At 65.9% G+C, this 15,808-nt stretch carries 14 protein-coding genes; 6 read left to right on the forward strand and 8 right to left on the reverse strand.

Going from position 1 to position 15,808, the window contains the following annotated elements; translation table 11 throughout:
- Positions 1-97: 97 nt before the first annotated feature.
- Both U8330_RS13910 and U8330_RS13915 read left to right on the forward strand, forming a co-directional pair.
- Positions 98-1,048, forward strand: a complete 951-nt coding sequence (locus tag U8330_RS13910; protein WP_323105855.1) for a LysR substrate-binding domain-containing protein — start codon at positions 98-100, stop codon at positions 1,046-1,048.
- Between the two features lie 103 nt (positions 1,049-1,151).
- Positions 1,152-1,541: a YkvA family protein gene (locus tag U8330_RS13915; protein ID WP_323105856.1), complete on the forward strand. Its 390-nt coding sequence runs from the start codon at positions 1,152-1,154 to the stop codon at positions 1,539-1,541.
- A gap of 231 nt (positions 1,542-1,772) precedes the next feature.
- Here the strand turns inward: U8330_RS13915 and katA are convergent, their stop codons facing one another.
- Entirely contained in the window at positions 1,773-3,269 is a 1,497-nt protein-coding gene (gene katA, locus U8330_RS13920; protein WP_323105857.1) for a catalase KatA, read from the reverse strand.
- 189 nt (positions 3,270-3,458) lie between these two features.
- On the opposite strand from katA, the gene U8330_RS13925 reads away from it, so the two are divergent.
- Both U8330_RS13925 and U8330_RS13930 read left to right on the forward strand, forming a co-directional pair.
- Positions 3,459-4,358 carry a hydrogen peroxide-inducible genes activator gene (locus tag U8330_RS13925; protein WP_323105858.1) on the forward strand — a complete coding sequence of 300 codons (900 nt, stop codon included), beginning with the start codon at positions 3,459-3,461 and terminating at the stop codon, positions 4,356-4,358.
- 180 nt (positions 4,359-4,538) lie between these two features.
- Positions 4,539-4,841 (forward strand): HigA family addiction module antitoxin, encoded by a 303-nt coding sequence (locus tag U8330_RS13930; RefSeq protein ID WP_323105859.1) that lies wholly within the window; start codon positions 4,539-4,541, stop codon positions 4,839-4,841.
- A gap of 34 nt (positions 4,842-4,875) precedes the next feature.
- Here U8330_RS13930 and U8330_RS13935 read toward each other — a convergent pair whose 3' ends face one another.
- From U8330_RS13935 to guaB, 4 genes are all read right to left on the reverse strand, one after another.
- On the reverse strand, positions 4,876-5,775 hold the full coding sequence (locus U8330_RS13935) for a dienelactone hydrolase family protein (protein WP_323105860.1): 900 nt from the start codon (positions 5,773-5,775) through the stop codon (positions 4,876-4,878).
- An 804-nt stretch (positions 5,776-6,579) separates the two neighbouring features.
- Entirely contained in the window at positions 6,580-7,362 is a 783-nt protein-coding gene (locus U8330_RS13940; protein ID WP_323105861.1) for a 3-hydroxybutyrate dehydrogenase, read from the reverse strand.
- Between the two features lie 211 nt (positions 7,363-7,573).
- Positions 7,574-7,981 carry an MAPEG family protein gene (locus U8330_RS13945; RefSeq protein WP_323105862.1) on the reverse strand — a complete coding sequence of 136 codons (408 nt, stop codon included), beginning with the start codon at positions 7,979-7,981 and terminating at the stop codon, positions 7,574-7,576.
- A 77-nt stretch (positions 7,982-8,058) separates the two neighbouring features.
- A complete protein-coding gene (guaB, locus tag U8330_RS13950; protein ID WP_323105863.1) occupies positions 8,059-9,543 on the reverse strand; it encodes an IMP dehydrogenase in 1,485 nt (494 codons plus the stop codon).
- A 361-nt stretch (positions 9,544-9,904) separates the two neighbouring features.
- On the opposite strand from guaB, the gene U8330_RS13955 reads away from it, so the two are divergent.
- Positions 9,905-10,213, forward strand: a complete 309-nt coding sequence (locus U8330_RS13955; RefSeq protein WP_323105864.1) for an ATPase inhibitor subunit zeta — start codon at positions 9,905-9,907, stop codon at positions 10,211-10,213.
- A 41-nt stretch (positions 10,214-10,254) separates the two neighbouring features.
- On the opposite strand, the gene U8330_RS13960 is transcribed toward U8330_RS13955, so the two are convergent.
- On the reverse strand, positions 10,255-11,253 hold the full coding sequence (locus U8330_RS13960; protein WP_323105865.1) for an MBL fold metallo-hydrolase: 999 nt from the start codon (positions 11,251-11,253) through the stop codon (positions 10,255-10,257).
- A 251-nt stretch (positions 11,254-11,504) separates the two neighbouring features.
- Here U8330_RS13960 and U8330_RS13965 point away from each other — a divergent pair, with 251 nt between their 5' ends.
- The gene (locus tag U8330_RS13965) at positions 11,505-12,929 is read left to right on the forward strand and encodes an MFS transporter (protein WP_323105866.1); all 1,425 of its coding nucleotides are present in this window, start codon (positions 11,505-11,507) and stop codon (positions 12,927-12,929) included.
- Positions 12,930-12,933: 4 nt separating this feature from the next.
- On the opposite strand, the gene U8330_RS13970 is transcribed toward U8330_RS13965, so the two are convergent.
- Both U8330_RS13970 and U8330_RS13975 read right to left on the reverse strand, forming a co-directional pair.
- Positions 12,934-13,716: an RlmE family RNA methyltransferase gene (locus tag U8330_RS13970; RefSeq protein WP_323105867.1), complete on the reverse strand. Its 783-nt coding sequence runs from the start codon at positions 13,714-13,716 to the stop codon at positions 12,934-12,936.
- Between the two features lie 90 nt (positions 13,717-13,806).
- Complete coding sequence (locus tag U8330_RS13975; RefSeq protein ID WP_416236922.1) at positions 13,807-15,471, reverse strand: exopolyphosphatase; 1,665 nt, start codon at positions 15,469-15,471, stop codon at positions 13,807-13,809.
- Positions 15,472-15,808: the final 337 nt, after the last annotated feature.

Below are 15,808 nucleotides of genomic sequence, written 5' to 3' on the forward strand. Positions count from 1 at the left end.
ATTCTCTGCTTGACGGTTGCAGTGTCGCGAAAGAGTATTGATCAGTCCAACGAATGTTTTTAATGTAATTCATCAAACTCACTGATAGGCGCCGCCCATGTCGTCTCCGCTCGACCTCGACCAGCTCCAGACCTTCGTGGCCATTGCCGATACCGGCAGCTTCACGCGCGCCGCCGACCGCGTGTTCAAGACGCAATCGGCCGTCTCGATGCAGATGCGTCGTCTGGAAGAGCGGATCGGCAAGGCGCTTTTCACCAAGGACGGGCGCGGCAACCGGCTGACGCTGGAGGGGGAAAAGCTTCTCAACTATGCACGGCGCATGATCCGCCTCAACAACGAGGCCGTGGCCGCCTTCGACGACAATCGGCTGGAAGGCACGCTGCGCATCGGTACGCCCGATGATTATGCCGACCGCTATATCCCGGAAATCATCGCCCGTTTCGCCAAGACCCATCCCAATGTCGAGCTCTATATCGTCTGCGAGCCCTCGGTCGATCTGTCGGAGAAGATGGCGCGCGGCGATCTCGATATCGCGCTCGTCACCCATTCGCCGCGCGCCCGTGCCTCGGATGTCGTGCGGACCGAGCCGCTTTGCTGGGTGGCGTCCAACAGCCACCCCCTGCCCGAACATGCGCCGGTGCCGCTCGCGGTCGGCAAGCGGGATTGCCAGTGGCGGCAGGCCGCCTGCGCGTCGCTGGATGCGACGGGCAAGGACTACAACATCCTCTTCACCAGCTGGTCCTCCACCGTCATCGCCGCCGCGGTGCTGGCCGGCATGGCGGTCTCGGTCATGCCGGAATCGGCGTTGCGCAGCGGCATGAAGGTGCTGACACAGGCCGACGGCTTTCCGCCGCTCGCCCCGGTGCAGATCGGCATCATGAAGCGGCCGGGCCTCTCGCCCTCGCTGTCCAGCGCCATCACCAACCACATCACCGCCTGCCTGGACAACATCTCGCTGCCCTCGGCGGACGAAGATCTCGACGTCAACGTCCGCCCCCTCTCCCGCCAGTCGCGCCTGCGGCAGGGGCAGTTGCTGGCCGGGTGGTAGCAAGGCTCAAGCAGCCGATGCGACCTCGGCGGCGATGGCCCCTCGTGTCCGCGCAAAACCCCATGGGACGCGAAGCCGGAACAGCTGATCGGACCGCGGCAGCATGACAGGTGAGCCGCTTCTCACCCGCGCCCGACGGGCGGCCCGCCACCTCAAGAGAGAGGTCGTCGCGCTCTGGTTCGCGGCCCGCGATCCGCGCACGCCGTGGCTGGCGAAGCTCGTGGCCGCTGCGGTTGCCGCCTACGCACTCTCGCCCATCGACCTCATTCCCGACGTCATCCCCGTGCTCGGGCTTCTCGACGATCTGCTGATCGTGCCCCTCGGCATCCTCCTTGCCCTGCGGCTCGTGCCCCATCAGCTGATGGAGGAGGCGCGCGCAAAGGCGGCGGCGCAGGCTGAACGGCCTGTCAGCCGGGGCGGACTGGTGGCGATCGTCGCCATCTGGCTGGCAGCGGCGGGCGGAACTGCGTGGTGGCTCCTGCGGGCAAGTTGAACGTCCGCCCCTCCGTCATCAGCGCAGAGAGGGCCTTCCGCCGAAGGCGGGCGCAAGGCGCAGGACCGTGTTGCTTCAGGCTAGGACGAGGCGAGGTTTGGTTTCTCCGCCACCAAAACCTCCTCTCGGCTGCGACAAGGAATGCCGCCTGAGACCCGCTCGCACTCACCAAAACGCAAAAACGCCGGGGATGCTGCCACCCCCGGCGTTTGATGTCATGACAGAGCCCGATTACTCGGCAGCGGCCGGCTGGTCGGCGCTGATCGTGTCGGCGGTGTAGCCATGCGCCTTTTCGAGCGCGGCGCGGACGCCGGCCTCGTAATCGGGGTGCACGCGCTTGAAGTGGCCGAGCTGGCGCTCGACGATGAAGCCCGGAACGCCACCCATGGCGGCGGCGATGTTGGAGAACAGGCGGGCCTTCTGCTCGGCGCTGAACAGGTTGAACAGCGCACGCGGCTGGCCGTAATCATCATTGCCGTCGCGATGATTGAAGCGGGCCATGTCGCCATCGATCCTGAGCGGCGGTTCCTTGGCGGCCGGCGCTTCGGCCGGGCCGTTGAAGGAGTTCGGCTCGTAATAGGCGTCCGGATTGCCGGTGCGGATGCCGCCGAACGTGTTCATCTGGCCGTCGCGATGGTAGTGATGCACCGGGCACTTCGGCTGGTTGACCGGAATATGCTCGTAATGCGTGCCCAAGCGGTGGCGGTGCGCATCCGCGTAGGAGAAGACGCGGGCCTGCAGCATCTTGTCCGGCGAGAAGCCGATGCCCGGAACGATGTTCGAGGGCGAGAAGGCGGCGTTCTCGATCTCGGCGAAATAGTTCTCGGGATTGCGATTCAGCTCCAGCACGCCGACATCGATCGGCGGGTACTCGCTGTGCGGCCAGACCTTGGTCAGGTCGAACGGGTTGTAGCTGGTCTTTTCGGCATCCATTTCCGGCATGATCTGAACCTGGACGGTCCAGCGCGGATAATTGCCCTCCTCGATCGCGCCGAACAGCGCTTCCTGGTAGCTTTCGCGCGTCTTGCCGATGACGGTCTCGGCTTCCTCGTTCGTGTAGAACTTGTGGCCGTGCTGGGTCTTGAAGTGGAACTTGACCCAGTAGCGCTCGCCGGCATCGTTCCAGAAGGAGAAGGTGTGCGAGCCGTAGCCGTTCATGTGCAGCGGCGACACCGGACAGCCGCGGTCGGACATCAGGATCGTCACCTGATGCAGGCTTTCCGGCGACAGCGACCAGAAGTCCCACATGGCGGTGGCGGAGCGCAGATTGGTCTTCGGGTGGCGCTTCTGCGTGTGGATGAAGTCCGGGAACTTGTAGGGATCGCGGACGAAGAAGACCGGCGTGTTGTTGCCGACCAGATCCCAGTTGCCTTCCGAGGTGTAGAACTTGAGTGCGAAGCCGCGCACGTCGCGCTCGGCGTCGGCAGCACCCTGCTCACCGGCTACGGTGGAGAAGCGGGCGAGCATGGGGGTCTCGGCGCCCGGCTGGAAGACGGCCGCCTTCGTGTATTTGGAAATGTCGCCGGTGATCTTCAGCGTGCCATAGGCACCCCAGCCCTTGGCATGGACGGCGCGTTCCGGAATGCGCTCGCGGTTCTGATGCGCCAGCTTCTCGATCAGCTGGTAATCCTGCAGCATGATGCCGCCACGCGGGCCGGCCGTCAGCGAATTCTGGTTGTCCGGCACCGGTGCGCCGGCCGTGGTGGTCATTGTCGGGCGATCGGTCATTGCCAATTTCCTCTTCTTCCTGTGCGGGACCGGCGCGAGCCGGCAGGACCATGGATATCCCTCCATCGCGGCGCGCGCATGGCAGCGCGCAAGGCGGCGATGGCCTCAGACATGGCCCTGTGCTTATCGCATCGCTGTGTTATAATTTCCAATCGTATTTGATGAAAGCGACGATAGGTTTTTCCGATCATGCCAACCGTTCGGCAGATGCGCTATTTCGAGGCGCTGGCGACAGCCCGCCACTTCGGCCGCGCCGCAGAGGCGGTCAATGTCAGCCAGCCCGCGCTGTCCGCCCAGATCGCGGAGATGGAGAAGGCGCTGGGGGTCACCCTGTTCGAGCGCCAGCGCGCCGGCGCCAGGCTGACGACCGAGGGCGAGGCGCTGCTGCCGGAAATCCGTGCGATCCTCGCCGCCATCGATGGGCTCTATCAGCGCACGCGCCAGGCCTCGGGCATTCTCATCGGACGCCTGAAGGTCGGCATCATCCCGACCGTCGCTCCCTATCTCGTGCCGCGGCTGATCCCCCTTCTCAAGCACCGCTACCCGCGGCTCGAGGTGGAGCTGCGCGAAACGCTGACCTCCACCTGCATCGACGACGTCAAGGCCAACCGGCTCGACTGCGCGATCATCGCGCTTCCCCACCGCGACGAGGCGCTGGAGGCGGAGGAGCTTTTTCGCGACCGGTTCCTGATCGCCAGCTCCGAGGACGAGCAGACCGTTCTCCTTTCGCCGATGAGCGAGGCGGAGGTGAATCTCGACCGGCTGCTGCTGCTGGAGGAAGGGCACTGCCTGCGCGACCAGGCGCTCGCCGTCTGCGGCACGGCCGCAGGGCGGCGGGTCGCCAATTACGGCGCCACCTCCATGGCGACGCTCCTGCAGATGGTCAGCCACGGCATGGGCATCACGCTGATCCCGGAAATCGCGGTCAAGGAAGAGCGCGGCCGAAACCGCATGCGCATCGTCCCCTTCGCCGAGCCGCAGCCGGCCCGCACCATCGGCCTCATCTGGCGCCACCGCACCCGCCGCACCGGCGACTATCGGGCGCTGGCGGAGGCAGGCAGGGAAGCGGCAAAAGGGTTGCTGGAATAGAATCCAAGCGCTAGCCTCAATTGAAAACCATGATGACTTTCTTTATTATAAAGTACGACCCTCTCTTTCCGAAGCAAAGGGCTGGCGGAGCTCTTCAACACGGGACGGACGCGGCGTGTTGCGCCCGCGCCTCATAGGCGGATCCTGCTTTGAGCGCTTCGCCTTGCGGAGGGAGAAACCATGCCGAACGAAGAGGTAACACAGGAGCGTTGCCCCTCGCATCCTGGCCTTCTTCTCGAAGAGATCATCGCCGCAACCGGGCGATCGAAGACGGATGTCGCGAACCTGCTCGGCATGCCGCGCCAGCAGCTGATCGACATACTCAAGCAGCGTCGCCCCATCTCGCCGGCCGTCGCAGCTCGGCTCGGCAGGATGTTCGGCGATGGCGCGGCAATCTGGCTACGCATGCAGGCCGCGCATGACGCCTGGCGAGCGGAACGCGATGTCGATACATCGGCGATCCCACGGCTCACTGCCCGCTAAGCCGCCTCGCAGCCGACGGTTCGGATATCTCGCTCTACCCCAGATAGGTCCTGAAAAACGCAACCGTCCGCCCCCAGGCGAGGTCAGCGGCGGGTTTGTTGTAGCGGGCGGCGGAGGTGTCGTTGTTGAAGGCATGGTTGACGCCGTCATAGACTTCGATGGTGAAGGTCTTGCCGGCCTTGGTCAGCGCCGCGCGATAGGCCTCGATGCCCGCATTGATGCGCTCGTCGAGCCCGGCATAGTGCAGGAGCAGGGGCGCCTTGATGGCGGGAACCTGATCGGCCGGCGGTTGCGCGCCGTAATAGGCGACGCCGGCGCCGAGATCGGGCGCGGCCACCGCCAGCCGGTTGACGAGCCCCCCGCCCCAGCAGAACCCCACCGCCCCCACCTTGCCATTGGTCCCATCAAGGCCGGCTAGATAGGCGATGGTCGCCTTGGCAGTCTCGACCGTCTGCGCCGGGTCGAGGGCGCCGATCTTCGTGCGGGCCTCGTCCTCATTCTCCGGCGTGCCGCCGCTCAGCGAAAGGAAATCCGGCGCCAGCGCCACGAAGCCTTCGAGCGCCATGCGGCGCGCGACATCGCGAATATGCGCGTTCAGCCCGCGATTTTCGTGAATGACGATGACCGTCGGCAGGCGGCCTGTGGCCTCGACCGGGCGGACCAGAGTGCCGCTCATCGTGCCGGCCTCGGTGGGATAGGTGACCGTCTCGCTCTTCAGCCGCGCGTCGTCGGGCGCGACGATCGCCGCCCTTGCACCGTTTGCCGCCAGCAGCGGCGCGATCGCCGCCGCACTCGCCGCCGATCCGGTCAGCGCGGTCAGCTTCTGCATGAAGCCGCGCCGGTCGAGCGTCAGATGGGTATAGTCGTCATAGGCCTTGATCATCGCCTGCGTGATGACCGGGCCCTCGGCCTCGATTCTCGGTTCCCTGCTCATCCGTTCCGTCCTCCACACCCCACTCTCCCCAAGCCAGACGGCCAGCGCAAAGCACAAGAGCGTGAGAGGCTTGAAGAAGGGTAGCTTTCGAAAGAACGAGCCAATGGCGTGACACTCATGTTTTAGATACGCCTACATCATGCCAACCACGATCCTCTTGCACCCTCTGTCCGGCTGCGTGTCCTTCGGCCTCGTGCCGACGACACGAAGCCGAGGTGCACTGATTCAAGGGGGAGAGATCCGGCTGCTTCGAGGCGTGCATACTGGGCCACACCGTGGCTACGGGGCGCGCCATATCTGGGCTGAACACCAAAAGGAGATGCGCAGTCTCGGCCTTCTCTTCGAAGGCGATGTTCCGGCATATGTCGCCCATATTATCAGGCCCGGGGCCCCGCTTTATTACGGTGGAGAGACGATCAGACGCGTTCGGCTCATGGCTGTGCGCGCTGCGGCGGGAACAGCCATTCTGGAGTTTCGGGAACAGCGGAACACTTCGTTCTGGTCGGTGGTCACAGCATTTTCGGCAAGTAAAAAGCACGGCACCCTGATCGGGACCGTGCTTTTTTAATGCGTGATCGCAGTAGCAGCGTCGCCTTAGCTTGAAGGGTCGGAGACCAACTCAATGTCCTGCAAATGGTCCTCCTGCAAGGACCACCATCCCCATGAGCGGGCCGATTTACAGGTGATGCCGGCTCAAAAAGCTCTTTATGTCACGCCTATAAATTAGGGCCAAACCTGCTCTCGGTCAAGAAACGCGAGCGGCGGCTTCCAAACTGCGAGAATTCTTTCCCGCGATCAGCACGCCTACTGCATATACCACCCGTGGCTGACCACAAGCGACTGGCCGGTCAGCGCGTTGGTTTCGAAGCCGGCGAAGAGGAGGGCGACTTCGGCGACGTCGTTGATGGTGGTGAATTCGGTGTCCACCGTGCCGCCGAGCATCATCTTCTTCACGACCTCGTCCTCAGAAATGCCGAGCGCCCTGGCTTGTTCGGGGATCTGCTTGTCGACGAGCGGCGTGCGCACGAAGCCGGGGCAGATGACATTGGCGCGGATGCCGTGCGGCCCGCCTTCCTTGGCCATGACGCGGGCGAGGCCCAGAAGACCGTGCTTGGCGGTCACATAGGCCGATTTCAGCGGTGAGGCCTCGTGGCTGTGGACAGAGCCCATATAGATGATCGCGCCGCCGCCCTGTGCCTTCATGTGTGGAACGCAGGCCTTGGTCGTCAGGAAAGCCCCGTCGAGATGGATGGCGAGCATGCGCTTCCAGTCTTCGAACGGGAAGTCCTCCACGGGATGAACGATCTGGATGCCGGCATTGGAGACGAGCACGTCCACCCGGCCCCAGCGGTCGATGACGGAAGCGACGCCGTCATTGACGGCCGCCTCGCTGGTGACATCCATGGCAAGCCCGAAGGCTTCGCCCGGCCCCTTGGCCGTCAGCGCGGCGGCGGTCGCATCCGCGGCCTCCTGCTTGAGATCGGCAATGGCGACGCGCGCGCCTTCGCCGACATATTTCGCGGCGATGGCGCGGCCGATGCCGCTGGCCGAGCCGGTGACCAGGCAGACCTTGTCCTTCAGTTTCATGCGCCTTCTCCTTCCCTCTTCGTCACACTCCGCAACAGGCTCCTTTGGTCCCGAGCCCGTGTTCCGCATCCGTCTCATCGGCAGCAAATCTGCGCCTTGCCATGGGGCGCCGGATCGACGCCCGTCCGCCGTCATCATCATGATGCGCGGGAGGATAGGCCGATCCGTCCGGCTGTAAAGCATCAGCCCGGCCCGGACACCGAAGCCGGGATCACAGGATCTGCAGGGCGAGCAACAGCCACAGGGCACTTTCGAATGCCATGCCGGCCATGAAAAGCTTCTGGCGGACGAAGAGCCGGTTGACGGTGACATGCACAATGGCATGGGCATAGCGCGTCGCCACGAAGCCCCAGGCGAGCGCGACCGCCAGCCAGCCGGCGCCGCCGGTCAGAAACAGGAGCACGGTGACGAGGTAGAACAGCACCGGCAGCTCGAACTGGTTGACGAGGCTGCGGGCAACGGTGGCACTGGGCGCCGGTTCCACCGAGGGTATGAGAAAGGCGGAGACCGAGACGGAGCCGGAGCGCACGCCGGCAATGCGCCGGCGCAGCATCAGGATATAAAGAGCGTGGACCAGCACGACCTGCGCGATGACCGGCCAGAAGATCGCAGTCTGCATCACTAATCTCCCGTCCCGGAGCAACGATCGCGTGGCCTTGCCCGCCGTTTGCGGCGGGAAAGGCTGTTCAGGAGAGCTCAAGCGCCCGGATAGTTCGGGCTTTCACGGGTGATGGTGACGTCATGGGCGTGGCTTTCGCGCAGGCCCGCGCCGGAGATGCGCACGAAGGTGGCGCGCTCCTGGAAGTCCTTGAGCGTCTGGCCGCCGACATAGCCCATGGAGGCCTTGAGCCCGCCGGCCAGCTGATGCAGCACGCCGGAAACCGGCCCCTTGTAGGGCACCTGGCCTTCGATGCCTTCCGGCACGAGCTTCAGCGTGTCGCGCACTTCCGCTTGGAAATAGCGATCCGCCGAACCCCGAGCCATGGCGCCCACCGAACCCATGCCGCGATAGGCCTTGAAGGAGCGACCCTGGTAGAGGAAGACCTCGCCCGGGCTTTCATCCGTGCCGGCCAGCAGCGAGCCGATCATCACGGCGGAGGCGCCGGCGGCAATCGCCTTGGCGAGATCGCCGGAGAACTTGATGCCGCCATCGGCGATGACAGGAATGCCGGACGCCGCTGCCGCTTCGACCGAGGCCATGATGGCGGCCAGCTGCGGCACGCCGACGCCGGCAACGATGCGCGTGGTGCAGATCGAGCCCGGGCCGATGCCGACCTTGACCGCATCCGCGCCGGCATCGATCAGCGCCTTCGTGCCATCGGCCGTCGCGACATTGCCGGCCATGATGCGCACCGAATTGGACAGCGTCTTGACCCTTGTCACGGCATCGAGCACGCGCTGGGAATGGCCGTGCGCCGTGTCGACCACGATCAGGTCGACCCCGGCCTCGATCAGCCGTTCGGCCCGCTCGAAGCCGTCATCGCCGACGCTGATGGCGGCGGCGGCCCGCAGGCGGCCCTGGGCATCCTTGGAGGCGTTGGGGTTCAGCTGCGACTTCTCGATGTCCTTGACGGTGATCAGCCCGACGCAGCGGCCTTCTCCATCGGTGACCAGCAGCTTCTCGATCCGGTGGCTGTGCAGCAGGCGCTTGGCCTCCTGCTGGTCGATGGTTTCCTTGACGGTGATCAGATTGTCGCGCGTCATCAGCTCATGGATCGGCTGGGACGGGTCGGACGCAAAGCGGACGTCGCGATTGGTGAGAATGCCGACGAGCCGGCCGCCCTTGCCGCCCTCGACCACCGGCACGCCGGAAATCCCGTGCGCCTTCATGAGGCCCAGCGCTTCGGCGAGCGAGGCCTCCGGGCCGATGGTGACCGGATTGACCACCATGCCGCTTTCGAACTTCTTGACCTGGCGAACCTGCTCGGCCTGTTCGACCGGGGTGAGATTGCGGTGGATGACGCCGATGCCGCCGGCCTGGGCCATGGCGATCGCCAGCCGGCTCTCGGTCACCGTATCCATGGCGGAGGAGATGATCGGCAGGTTAAGGTCGATATCCTGGGCGATGCGGGTGGCGATGTTTGTCTGGCCGGGCATGACTTCGGAATGGCCCGGCTGCAGCAGGACGTCGTCGAAGGTCAGGGCCTCGAGCCCGGTTGCCGTTTCAATGATGCGTGCCATGCCAATTTCCTTAAAAAGATGACGTGCCCGGAAGCGAGCCGCCGGGAGCACTGCCTGCCGGGACCTTTGGGAGGAGAGGCCGGCAAGAGGTTGCAGGGAAGTTGGCGAGGGCTCGTAACACGGATATGACGGGATGCAAATAGAAAAAGCCGCAGCACAAAATGCGAGGCAATGTGCGATGTGGACGAGCCGTCCCTCCCCCCTCCGGCCGTCAGCCACGGGCCCTGAGACAGGCGCCTGATGGTTTTGAAGCTTTATTAGCCTTTTCCCTTACACAGGTTTTAAAGCTCGCCCTGTAAGAAGGTCAGCGCTGCGGCACGCAAGAGGCCGGCGGACGGGAAACAGATGACGGGGATGAACCATGACGGCATTGAAGAAGCGTGCGCAGGCCCATGAAACGCGGTTTGCGATCGACCAGGAAATTCTTTTCAAGGCGGAGGCCCGCCGCAATGCGCTGATCGGCCTTTGGGCGGCGGATGCGCTGCGCCATCCGGAGCGGGAAACCTATGCCCGCGACATGGTCGAGGCCGGTGTGGAACATCCCGAAGCGGTGATCGAGAAGCTGCGCGCCGATTTCGATGCCGCCGGCGTCATCTGCCTCGAGGACGAAATTCGCGCCCGCATGGTCGCCATGCTGCGCGAGATCGCCGACGACATGCATCGCCGCTGAGACGAGGCCGGCGGCGCTGCCGCCGCCGACCCTTCAGTGCTTCACAAATAGAACTGGTAGGAGGCGGGAATGAAGCGATAGCCCTCGCCTGCCTTTTCGACATAGCCCAGCGACGGATAGGGCATGTGATAGCCGATGAAGGGCAGGCGCTCGGCGGCGATCATGTCGAAGACCTTGCGGCGCGTCGCCGTGGCCTTGTCCTTGTCCATGTCGAAACGCACCTGCCAGTCCGGCTTCTGCAGCGACAGGACATAATGGTTCGCCGTATCGGCCGTCAGCATCAGGTCCTTGCCGGCGGAGGAGACGCGGAAGATCATGTGGCCCGGCGAATGGCCGAAGGCCTCGATGCCGGTGATGCCCGGCACCACCTCGGCCCCCTCCTTGATGAAGGTGATCTTGTCCTTCAGCGGCACGACGCTGGCCATGACCGCCTTCTGGTTGCCTTCCGCCGGGGTGCCGGCGCGGGCGGGGTCGGTCCAGAAGGCATATTCCACCTCGCCGGCAATGATCGCGGCCTTCGGGAAGGCCGGTTTTCCGCCTTCCATCAGCCCGCCGATGTGGTCGCCATGCATGTGGGTCAGCACCACATGGGTGATGGAATCCGGGCTGTAGCCGGCATCGGCCAGGCCCTTGATCAGCTGTCCATTGCCGGCCTCACGGCCCGCTTCGCCGAAACCGGTGTCGAACAGCACGACGGCGCTGCCGGTATCGACGACCACGGGCGAGAAGCCGTTCGCGAACTTGTCCGAGGGAAGGAAATTCTGCTCCAGCAGTGCGGCAACCGCGTCCTTGGGCTGGTCGATGCCGAAGGTCTCGTTGGGGTTTTCGGCGACCCGGATACCATCGCTGATCACGGTGACGGTGAAATCGCCGAGCTTGATGCTGTTTGCCCGCCCGGCCGGCGTGGTCTGTGGTTGGCTCATCGGCTTGGCGCCCTCCTGCGCATAGGCCGAACCGGGCCTGAGGATCATCGGCGCGGCGAGCGCCGTGAGCGCCGTTGCACCAAACAGCGTGCGGCGGCGAAAATTGACCTTGTCCATGGTTCAAACTCCGTTTCGAGCGTGCGGTCTCTTTTTCGTAAGGCCAACCTAGCGCAATGAAGACGGGCGGACAGAACGGCCGGATCATTTCACGCCGTTGTGATAGCGCCGTGCATCGGGCTGCTGCCTTTTGGCCTTCGCTGCCCTAAGTTCAAGTTCCGGCCGCGCATCGCCTGCCCTGTAGCGACCTTTCGCCGGACCGCCTGCGTCTTGCAGGCGGCCTGTCCTCGCGCCCGCAAGGCCTCGTTTGCATGAACCGCATTGTCCCGCTGATTCTCGCCGTCGCGCTCTTCATGGAGCAGATGGATTCGACCGTAATCGCCACCTCCCTGCCCGCCATTGCGCGGGACCTCGGGGTGGGGCCGATCACGCTCAAGCTGGCGCTGACCTCCTACATGGTGTCGCTGGCGATCTTCATTCCCTTGAGCGGCTGGATGGCCGACCGCTTCGGCGCCAAGCGCGTGTTTCGCCTGGCAATCCTCGTCTTTATCGTCGGTTCCATCCTCTGCGCGGTCTCAGGCAGCCTGCTTGCCTTCGTCGGCGCGCGCTTCCTCCAGGGCATGGGGGGCGCGATGATGACGCCGGTCGCCCGCCTGGTCCTGGTGCGTTCCACGCAGAGGAGCGAGCTGGTGGGCGCCATGGCGCTGCTCAGCATTCCGGCGCTGACCGGTCCCTTGGCCGGCCCGCCGCTCGGCGGCTTCATCACCACCTATTTCTCCTGGCACTGGATCTTCCTCATCAACGTGCCGGTCGGCATCCTCGGTTACATTCTCTCCGGTCTCTATCTGCCCGAGGTCAAAAGCGAGCAGCCGCCGCCGATCGACGTGACGGGCTTTTTCCTAAGCGCCATTGCCGCCGCCGGCACGATGTTCGGCCTCTCGGTGATGAGCCTGCCGGCCCTGCCGCCGATCGTGGGCGCGATCTCGACGGCGATCGGGCTCCTGACCGGCATTCTCTATGTGCGCCACGCGCGCCAGCACCCCGCGCCGCTGCTCGATCTGGCTCTGTTCAGGGACAGCGCCTTTCGCGCGGCCTCGCTCGGCGGCACGCTGTTTCGCATCTCGATCGGCGCCATTCCCTTCCTGATGCCGCTGATGCTGCAGGTGGGCTTCGGTCTGTCGCCCTTCCAGTCCGGCATGATCACCTTCGTCGGCGCGATCGGCGCGCTGACGACGAAATTCTTTGCCAAGCGCGTGCTGGTCTTCGCCGGTTTCCGCACGACGCTGATCGCCGCAGCCGTGATCGGCACGGTGCTGACCTTCGTCAACGGGCTCTTTACTCCCGCGACCCCCTGGGCTGTCATGGCGGGCGTGCTGCTGCTTGCCGGCTTTGCCCGCTCCTTCTTCTTCACCAGCGTCAACGCTCTGTCCTTTGCCGATATTCCGGACAGCATGGCGAGCAAGGCCACCGCGATGAGCGCGGTTCTGCAGCAGATGAGCCTTGCCATGGGCGTCGCCGTGGCCGGCGCGATCCTGGAGATCGAGACACGGATCACCGGCACGGCGCTGACGCTGGACGACTTCCAGCTCGCCTTCATGATCATCTCCGCGATCACGCTCGTCTCGGTCATTCCCTTCCTGCGCATGAACAAGGACGCCGGCGCCTCCGTTTCCGGCCACCGCACGCCGGCAAAACGCCGGGCGGAAAAGGAATTGGAGGTGGCGGCTGGGAAGTGAGCGATCAGGCGTCGCGATCCTCGGCTGCCTGATCGGGCCCCTCGTCCATCGCCATCTCGTCCGCCTCGTCCCGGCCGGCGCCGATGCCCTGCGCCGGGCGGCCCTTGAAGCCCTTGGCGAGCAGGAACATCTCGACCGATTCGGCGCGCGAGGAGGCCGGCTTGACGTGGATGACCTGGCGGAAGTTGAGCTTGAGCATGGTCAGGAGATCGCGCTCGGTGCCGCCCTGGAAGGTCTTGGCAAGGAAGTGGCCGCCTGTCGCCAGAACATCGACCGCGAAATAGGCCGCGACCTCGCACAGATGCATGGTGCGGATATGGTCCGTCTGGCGGTGGCCCGTTGTCGGCGCCGCCATGTCGGAGAGCACCAGATCCGGCGCGCCGCCGAGCGCCTGCATGAGCCGGTCGGGCGCGGAGGGATCGAGGAAATCGAGCTCGAAGATCGTCACGCCCGGCAGCGGATCCATCGGCAGGAAGTCGATCGCCACGACGCGCGGATCGGCATCATGGGAATCCGTTACCTTGGCGGCGATCTGCGACCAGCTGCCGGGGGCGGCGCCGAGATCGATGATGCGCCGGGCGCCGGAAAGGATCTTGTGCTTCTCGTCGATCTCCAGAAGCTTGAAGGCGGCGCGCGCGCGATAGCCTTCCAGCTGGGCGCGCTGCACATAGGGATCGTTGATGTGGCGCTCGATCCAGCGGCGCGAAGAGGCCTTGAGCTTGCCCTTCTTAACCTTCTGGCCGAGCTTGCGGCCGGTGCGGTTGCCGCCGATCGGTGGCTTGGTCATGGGTTTCAATCCTTTTCATCGCCGCAGAAGCGCCGCCCTGCGTTCAGGCGAGGCAGCATCGCAGCCCTTGCTCTTGCATGCAAACCGCCCTCAGGCGCCGCGCCGCGGCCGCCCGCGCCGCCAGACGCCGTCATCGGCCATCATGTCGGTCAGCAGCCCCTCGCGCAGGCCGCGATCGGCCACCCGCATGCGGGTCGAGGGCCAGCGGCGGCGGATCGCCTCCAAAATGGCGCAGCCCGCCAGAACGAGATCGGCGCGATCCGGCCCGATGCAGGGATTGGCGGCCCGCGCCGCGAAATCCCACGAGAGCAGCCGCGCCTGCATGGCGGTCACCTCGTCATTCGTCAGCCAGACCCCATCGACCCGGCGCCGGTCATAGCGCGGCAGGTCGAGATGGACGCCGGCCAGCGTCGTGACCGTGCCCGACGTGCCGATCAGGTAGAAATCGCTCTCCGCACCGGAGTTGGAGCGAGACGTCTCGATGGCCGGGCAATCGAAGCCGGAGAGCATCGCCTCCACCTCCTGCACCATCGCCTCGAAGCGCTCGGGCGTGACGTCGCGCCCGCCATGGCGTTCGGAAAGGGTGACGACGCCGACCGGCAGCGAGGTCCAGTGGGTGATATGATTGGCAAGCCGGGAGGAGCGGCTTTCGCCGATCTTCAGCACCGCGATTTCCGACGAGCCGCCGCCAATATCGAACAGCACGACCGAGCGGGCCTCGCGCCCGACCAGCGAGGAACAGCCGGAGACGGCAAGCCGCGCCTCGGTTTCCCGGTCGATGATTTCGAGCTCCAGCCCGGTTTCGGCCGCCACCCGCGCCATGAAGGCCGCGCCGTTCTCCGCCCGGCGCGCCGCCTCTGTGGCGATCAGCCGCCGCCTGCGGACCGGCCGCCCGGCAAGCTTGACCGCGCAGACCTTGAGCGCCTCGACGGCGCGGTGCATCGCCTCGTCGGACAGCCGGCCGCTCGCCGCAAGGCCTTCCCCCAGCCGCACGATGCGGGAAAAGGCATCGACGACGCGGAACTGGCCCGGCCGGGTCGGCTGGGCGATGAGCAGGCGGCAATTGTTGGTGCCGAGATCGAGCGCGGCATAGAGCGGCGCCGCCTCGTCTCCGGCAGAGGCGCCGGACTGGCTGCGTGCCCAGCCGGCACCCGGCATCGGCCGCGCCTGGCCCGCCCCGCGGCCCGGCGGACGCGCCGTGCCCCAACCTTGTGCCGCCGCTAATCCCTCAGCTCCGCCAAGGCCGGATTGCGGGAGCTGGCCGGCCGAGCCTTCAGCCTCGCCCGAGCGCCTGCCGGCCGAGCCCACCTGCGAAGCCGACCCCGCCTGCGAACCGGACACATTCCGCCCGGCCGAGCCCCCCTCGCCCACAGGCGCCGGATGGCGGGAGGCCTTGGCCTCGTGGGCCGGCAGGGGACGGCCCTGCAAGGAGCGCGGACGCCCCTTGGACGCGCCGGCATGACCGGCTGGACGCGCCCCGGCATGGCGGTGGCCGGGCTCCGCCGGCCCGCCGCGCGTCTGGCCGTTCTGCGAAAGCGAAGATTGACCGTGATGATCAGCGGAACGATCCGACGACGGATCGCCTTCCTGCGAACCAGCCGCACCCGCAGCGCGGGAGAGAAGTGACGGTGTCGCATTCGAGGCGTGGCCAGGATGGCGCCCCGCCTGCTCGTGCCGCTTGCGCCGCCGCTTCCCCTTGCGCGGCTCCGCGCCGGATGGGCTTGCAGGCCTGCCCCCGTCCTGCGCCGGGTTCACCGGGCGATCGGACCCGGCACGCGCGGCGCGCTCGGCCTGCGCCCCGGCAGCGGGGAACTGCCCGGTGCCGGCGGACGAGGCCTTGCCACGACGGCGGCGCTTCCGCTTGCGCTCCGGCCCAGCGGACCCTTTCTCGGACGCGGACCCTTTCTCGGAAGCGGATCGGCTCTCCGAGGACGATGCCAGCGAAGGGCGCGCGCCCGACATGGGACCGCTCCCGCCGGAACCTGGCCAGGCAGAGCCGTGACCCGAACCGGCTGCGGCATCGGCGCCGCGATCGCCCATGGGCGACGCGGCGGAGCCCGCACCGACGGCAGCCGGCGCGGAGGCAGCAGGC

Source organism: Rhizobium sp. CC-YZS058 (assembly GCF_034720595.1).
GTDB lineage: Bacteria > Pseudomonadota > Alphaproteobacteria > Rhizobiales > Rhizobiaceae > Ferranicluibacter.

Coding starts and splice junctions, on each gene's coding strand:
- guaB (WP_323105863.1), bottom strand. CDS start 9,543: ATGGCACGCATCATTGAAACGGCAACCGGGCTCGAGGCCCTGACCTTC.
- U8330_RS13945 (WP_323105862.1), bottom strand. CDS start 7,981: ATGCAGACTGCGATCTTCTGGCCGGTCATCGCGCAGGTCGTGCTGGTC.
- U8330_RS13940 (WP_323105861.1), bottom strand. CDS start 7,362: ATGAAACTGAAGGACAAGGTCTGCCTGGTCACCGGCTCGGCCAGCGGC.
- U8330_RS13955 (WP_323105864.1), top strand. CDS start 9,905: ATGACGGCATTGAAGAAGCGTGCGCAGGCCCATGAAACGCGGTTTGCG.
- U8330_RS13970 (WP_323105867.1), bottom strand. CDS start 13,716: ATGACCAAGCCACCGATCGGCGGCAACCGCACCGGCCGCAAGCTCGGC.
- U8330_RS13935 (WP_323105860.1), bottom strand. CDS start 5,775: ATGAGCAGGGAACCGAGAATCGAGGCCGAGGGCCCGGTCATCACGCAG.
- U8330_RS13965 (WP_323105866.1), top strand. CDS start 11,505: ATGAACCGCATTGTCCCGCTGATTCTCGCCGTCGCGCTCTTCATGGAG.
- katA (WP_323105857.1), bottom strand. CDS start 3,269: ATGACCGATCGCCCGACAATGACCACCACGGCCGGCGCACCGGTGCCG.
- U8330_RS13930 (WP_323105859.1), top strand. CDS start 4,539: ATGCCGAACGAAGAGGTAACACAGGAGCGTTGCCCCTCGCATCCTGGC.
- U8330_RS13915 (WP_323105856.1), top strand. CDS start 1,152: ATGACAGGTGAGCCGCTTCTCACCCGCGCCCGACGGGCGGCCCGCCAC.
- U8330_RS13925 (WP_323105858.1), top strand. CDS start 3,459: ATGCCAACCGTTCGGCAGATGCGCTATTTCGAGGCGCTGGCGACAGCC.
- U8330_RS13960 (WP_323105865.1), bottom strand. CDS start 11,253: ATGGACAAGGTCAATTTTCGCCGCCGCACGCTGTTTGGTGCAACGGCG.
- U8330_RS13910 (WP_323105855.1), top strand. CDS start 98: ATGTCGTCTCCGCTCGACCTCGACCAGCTCCAGACCTTCGTGGCCATT.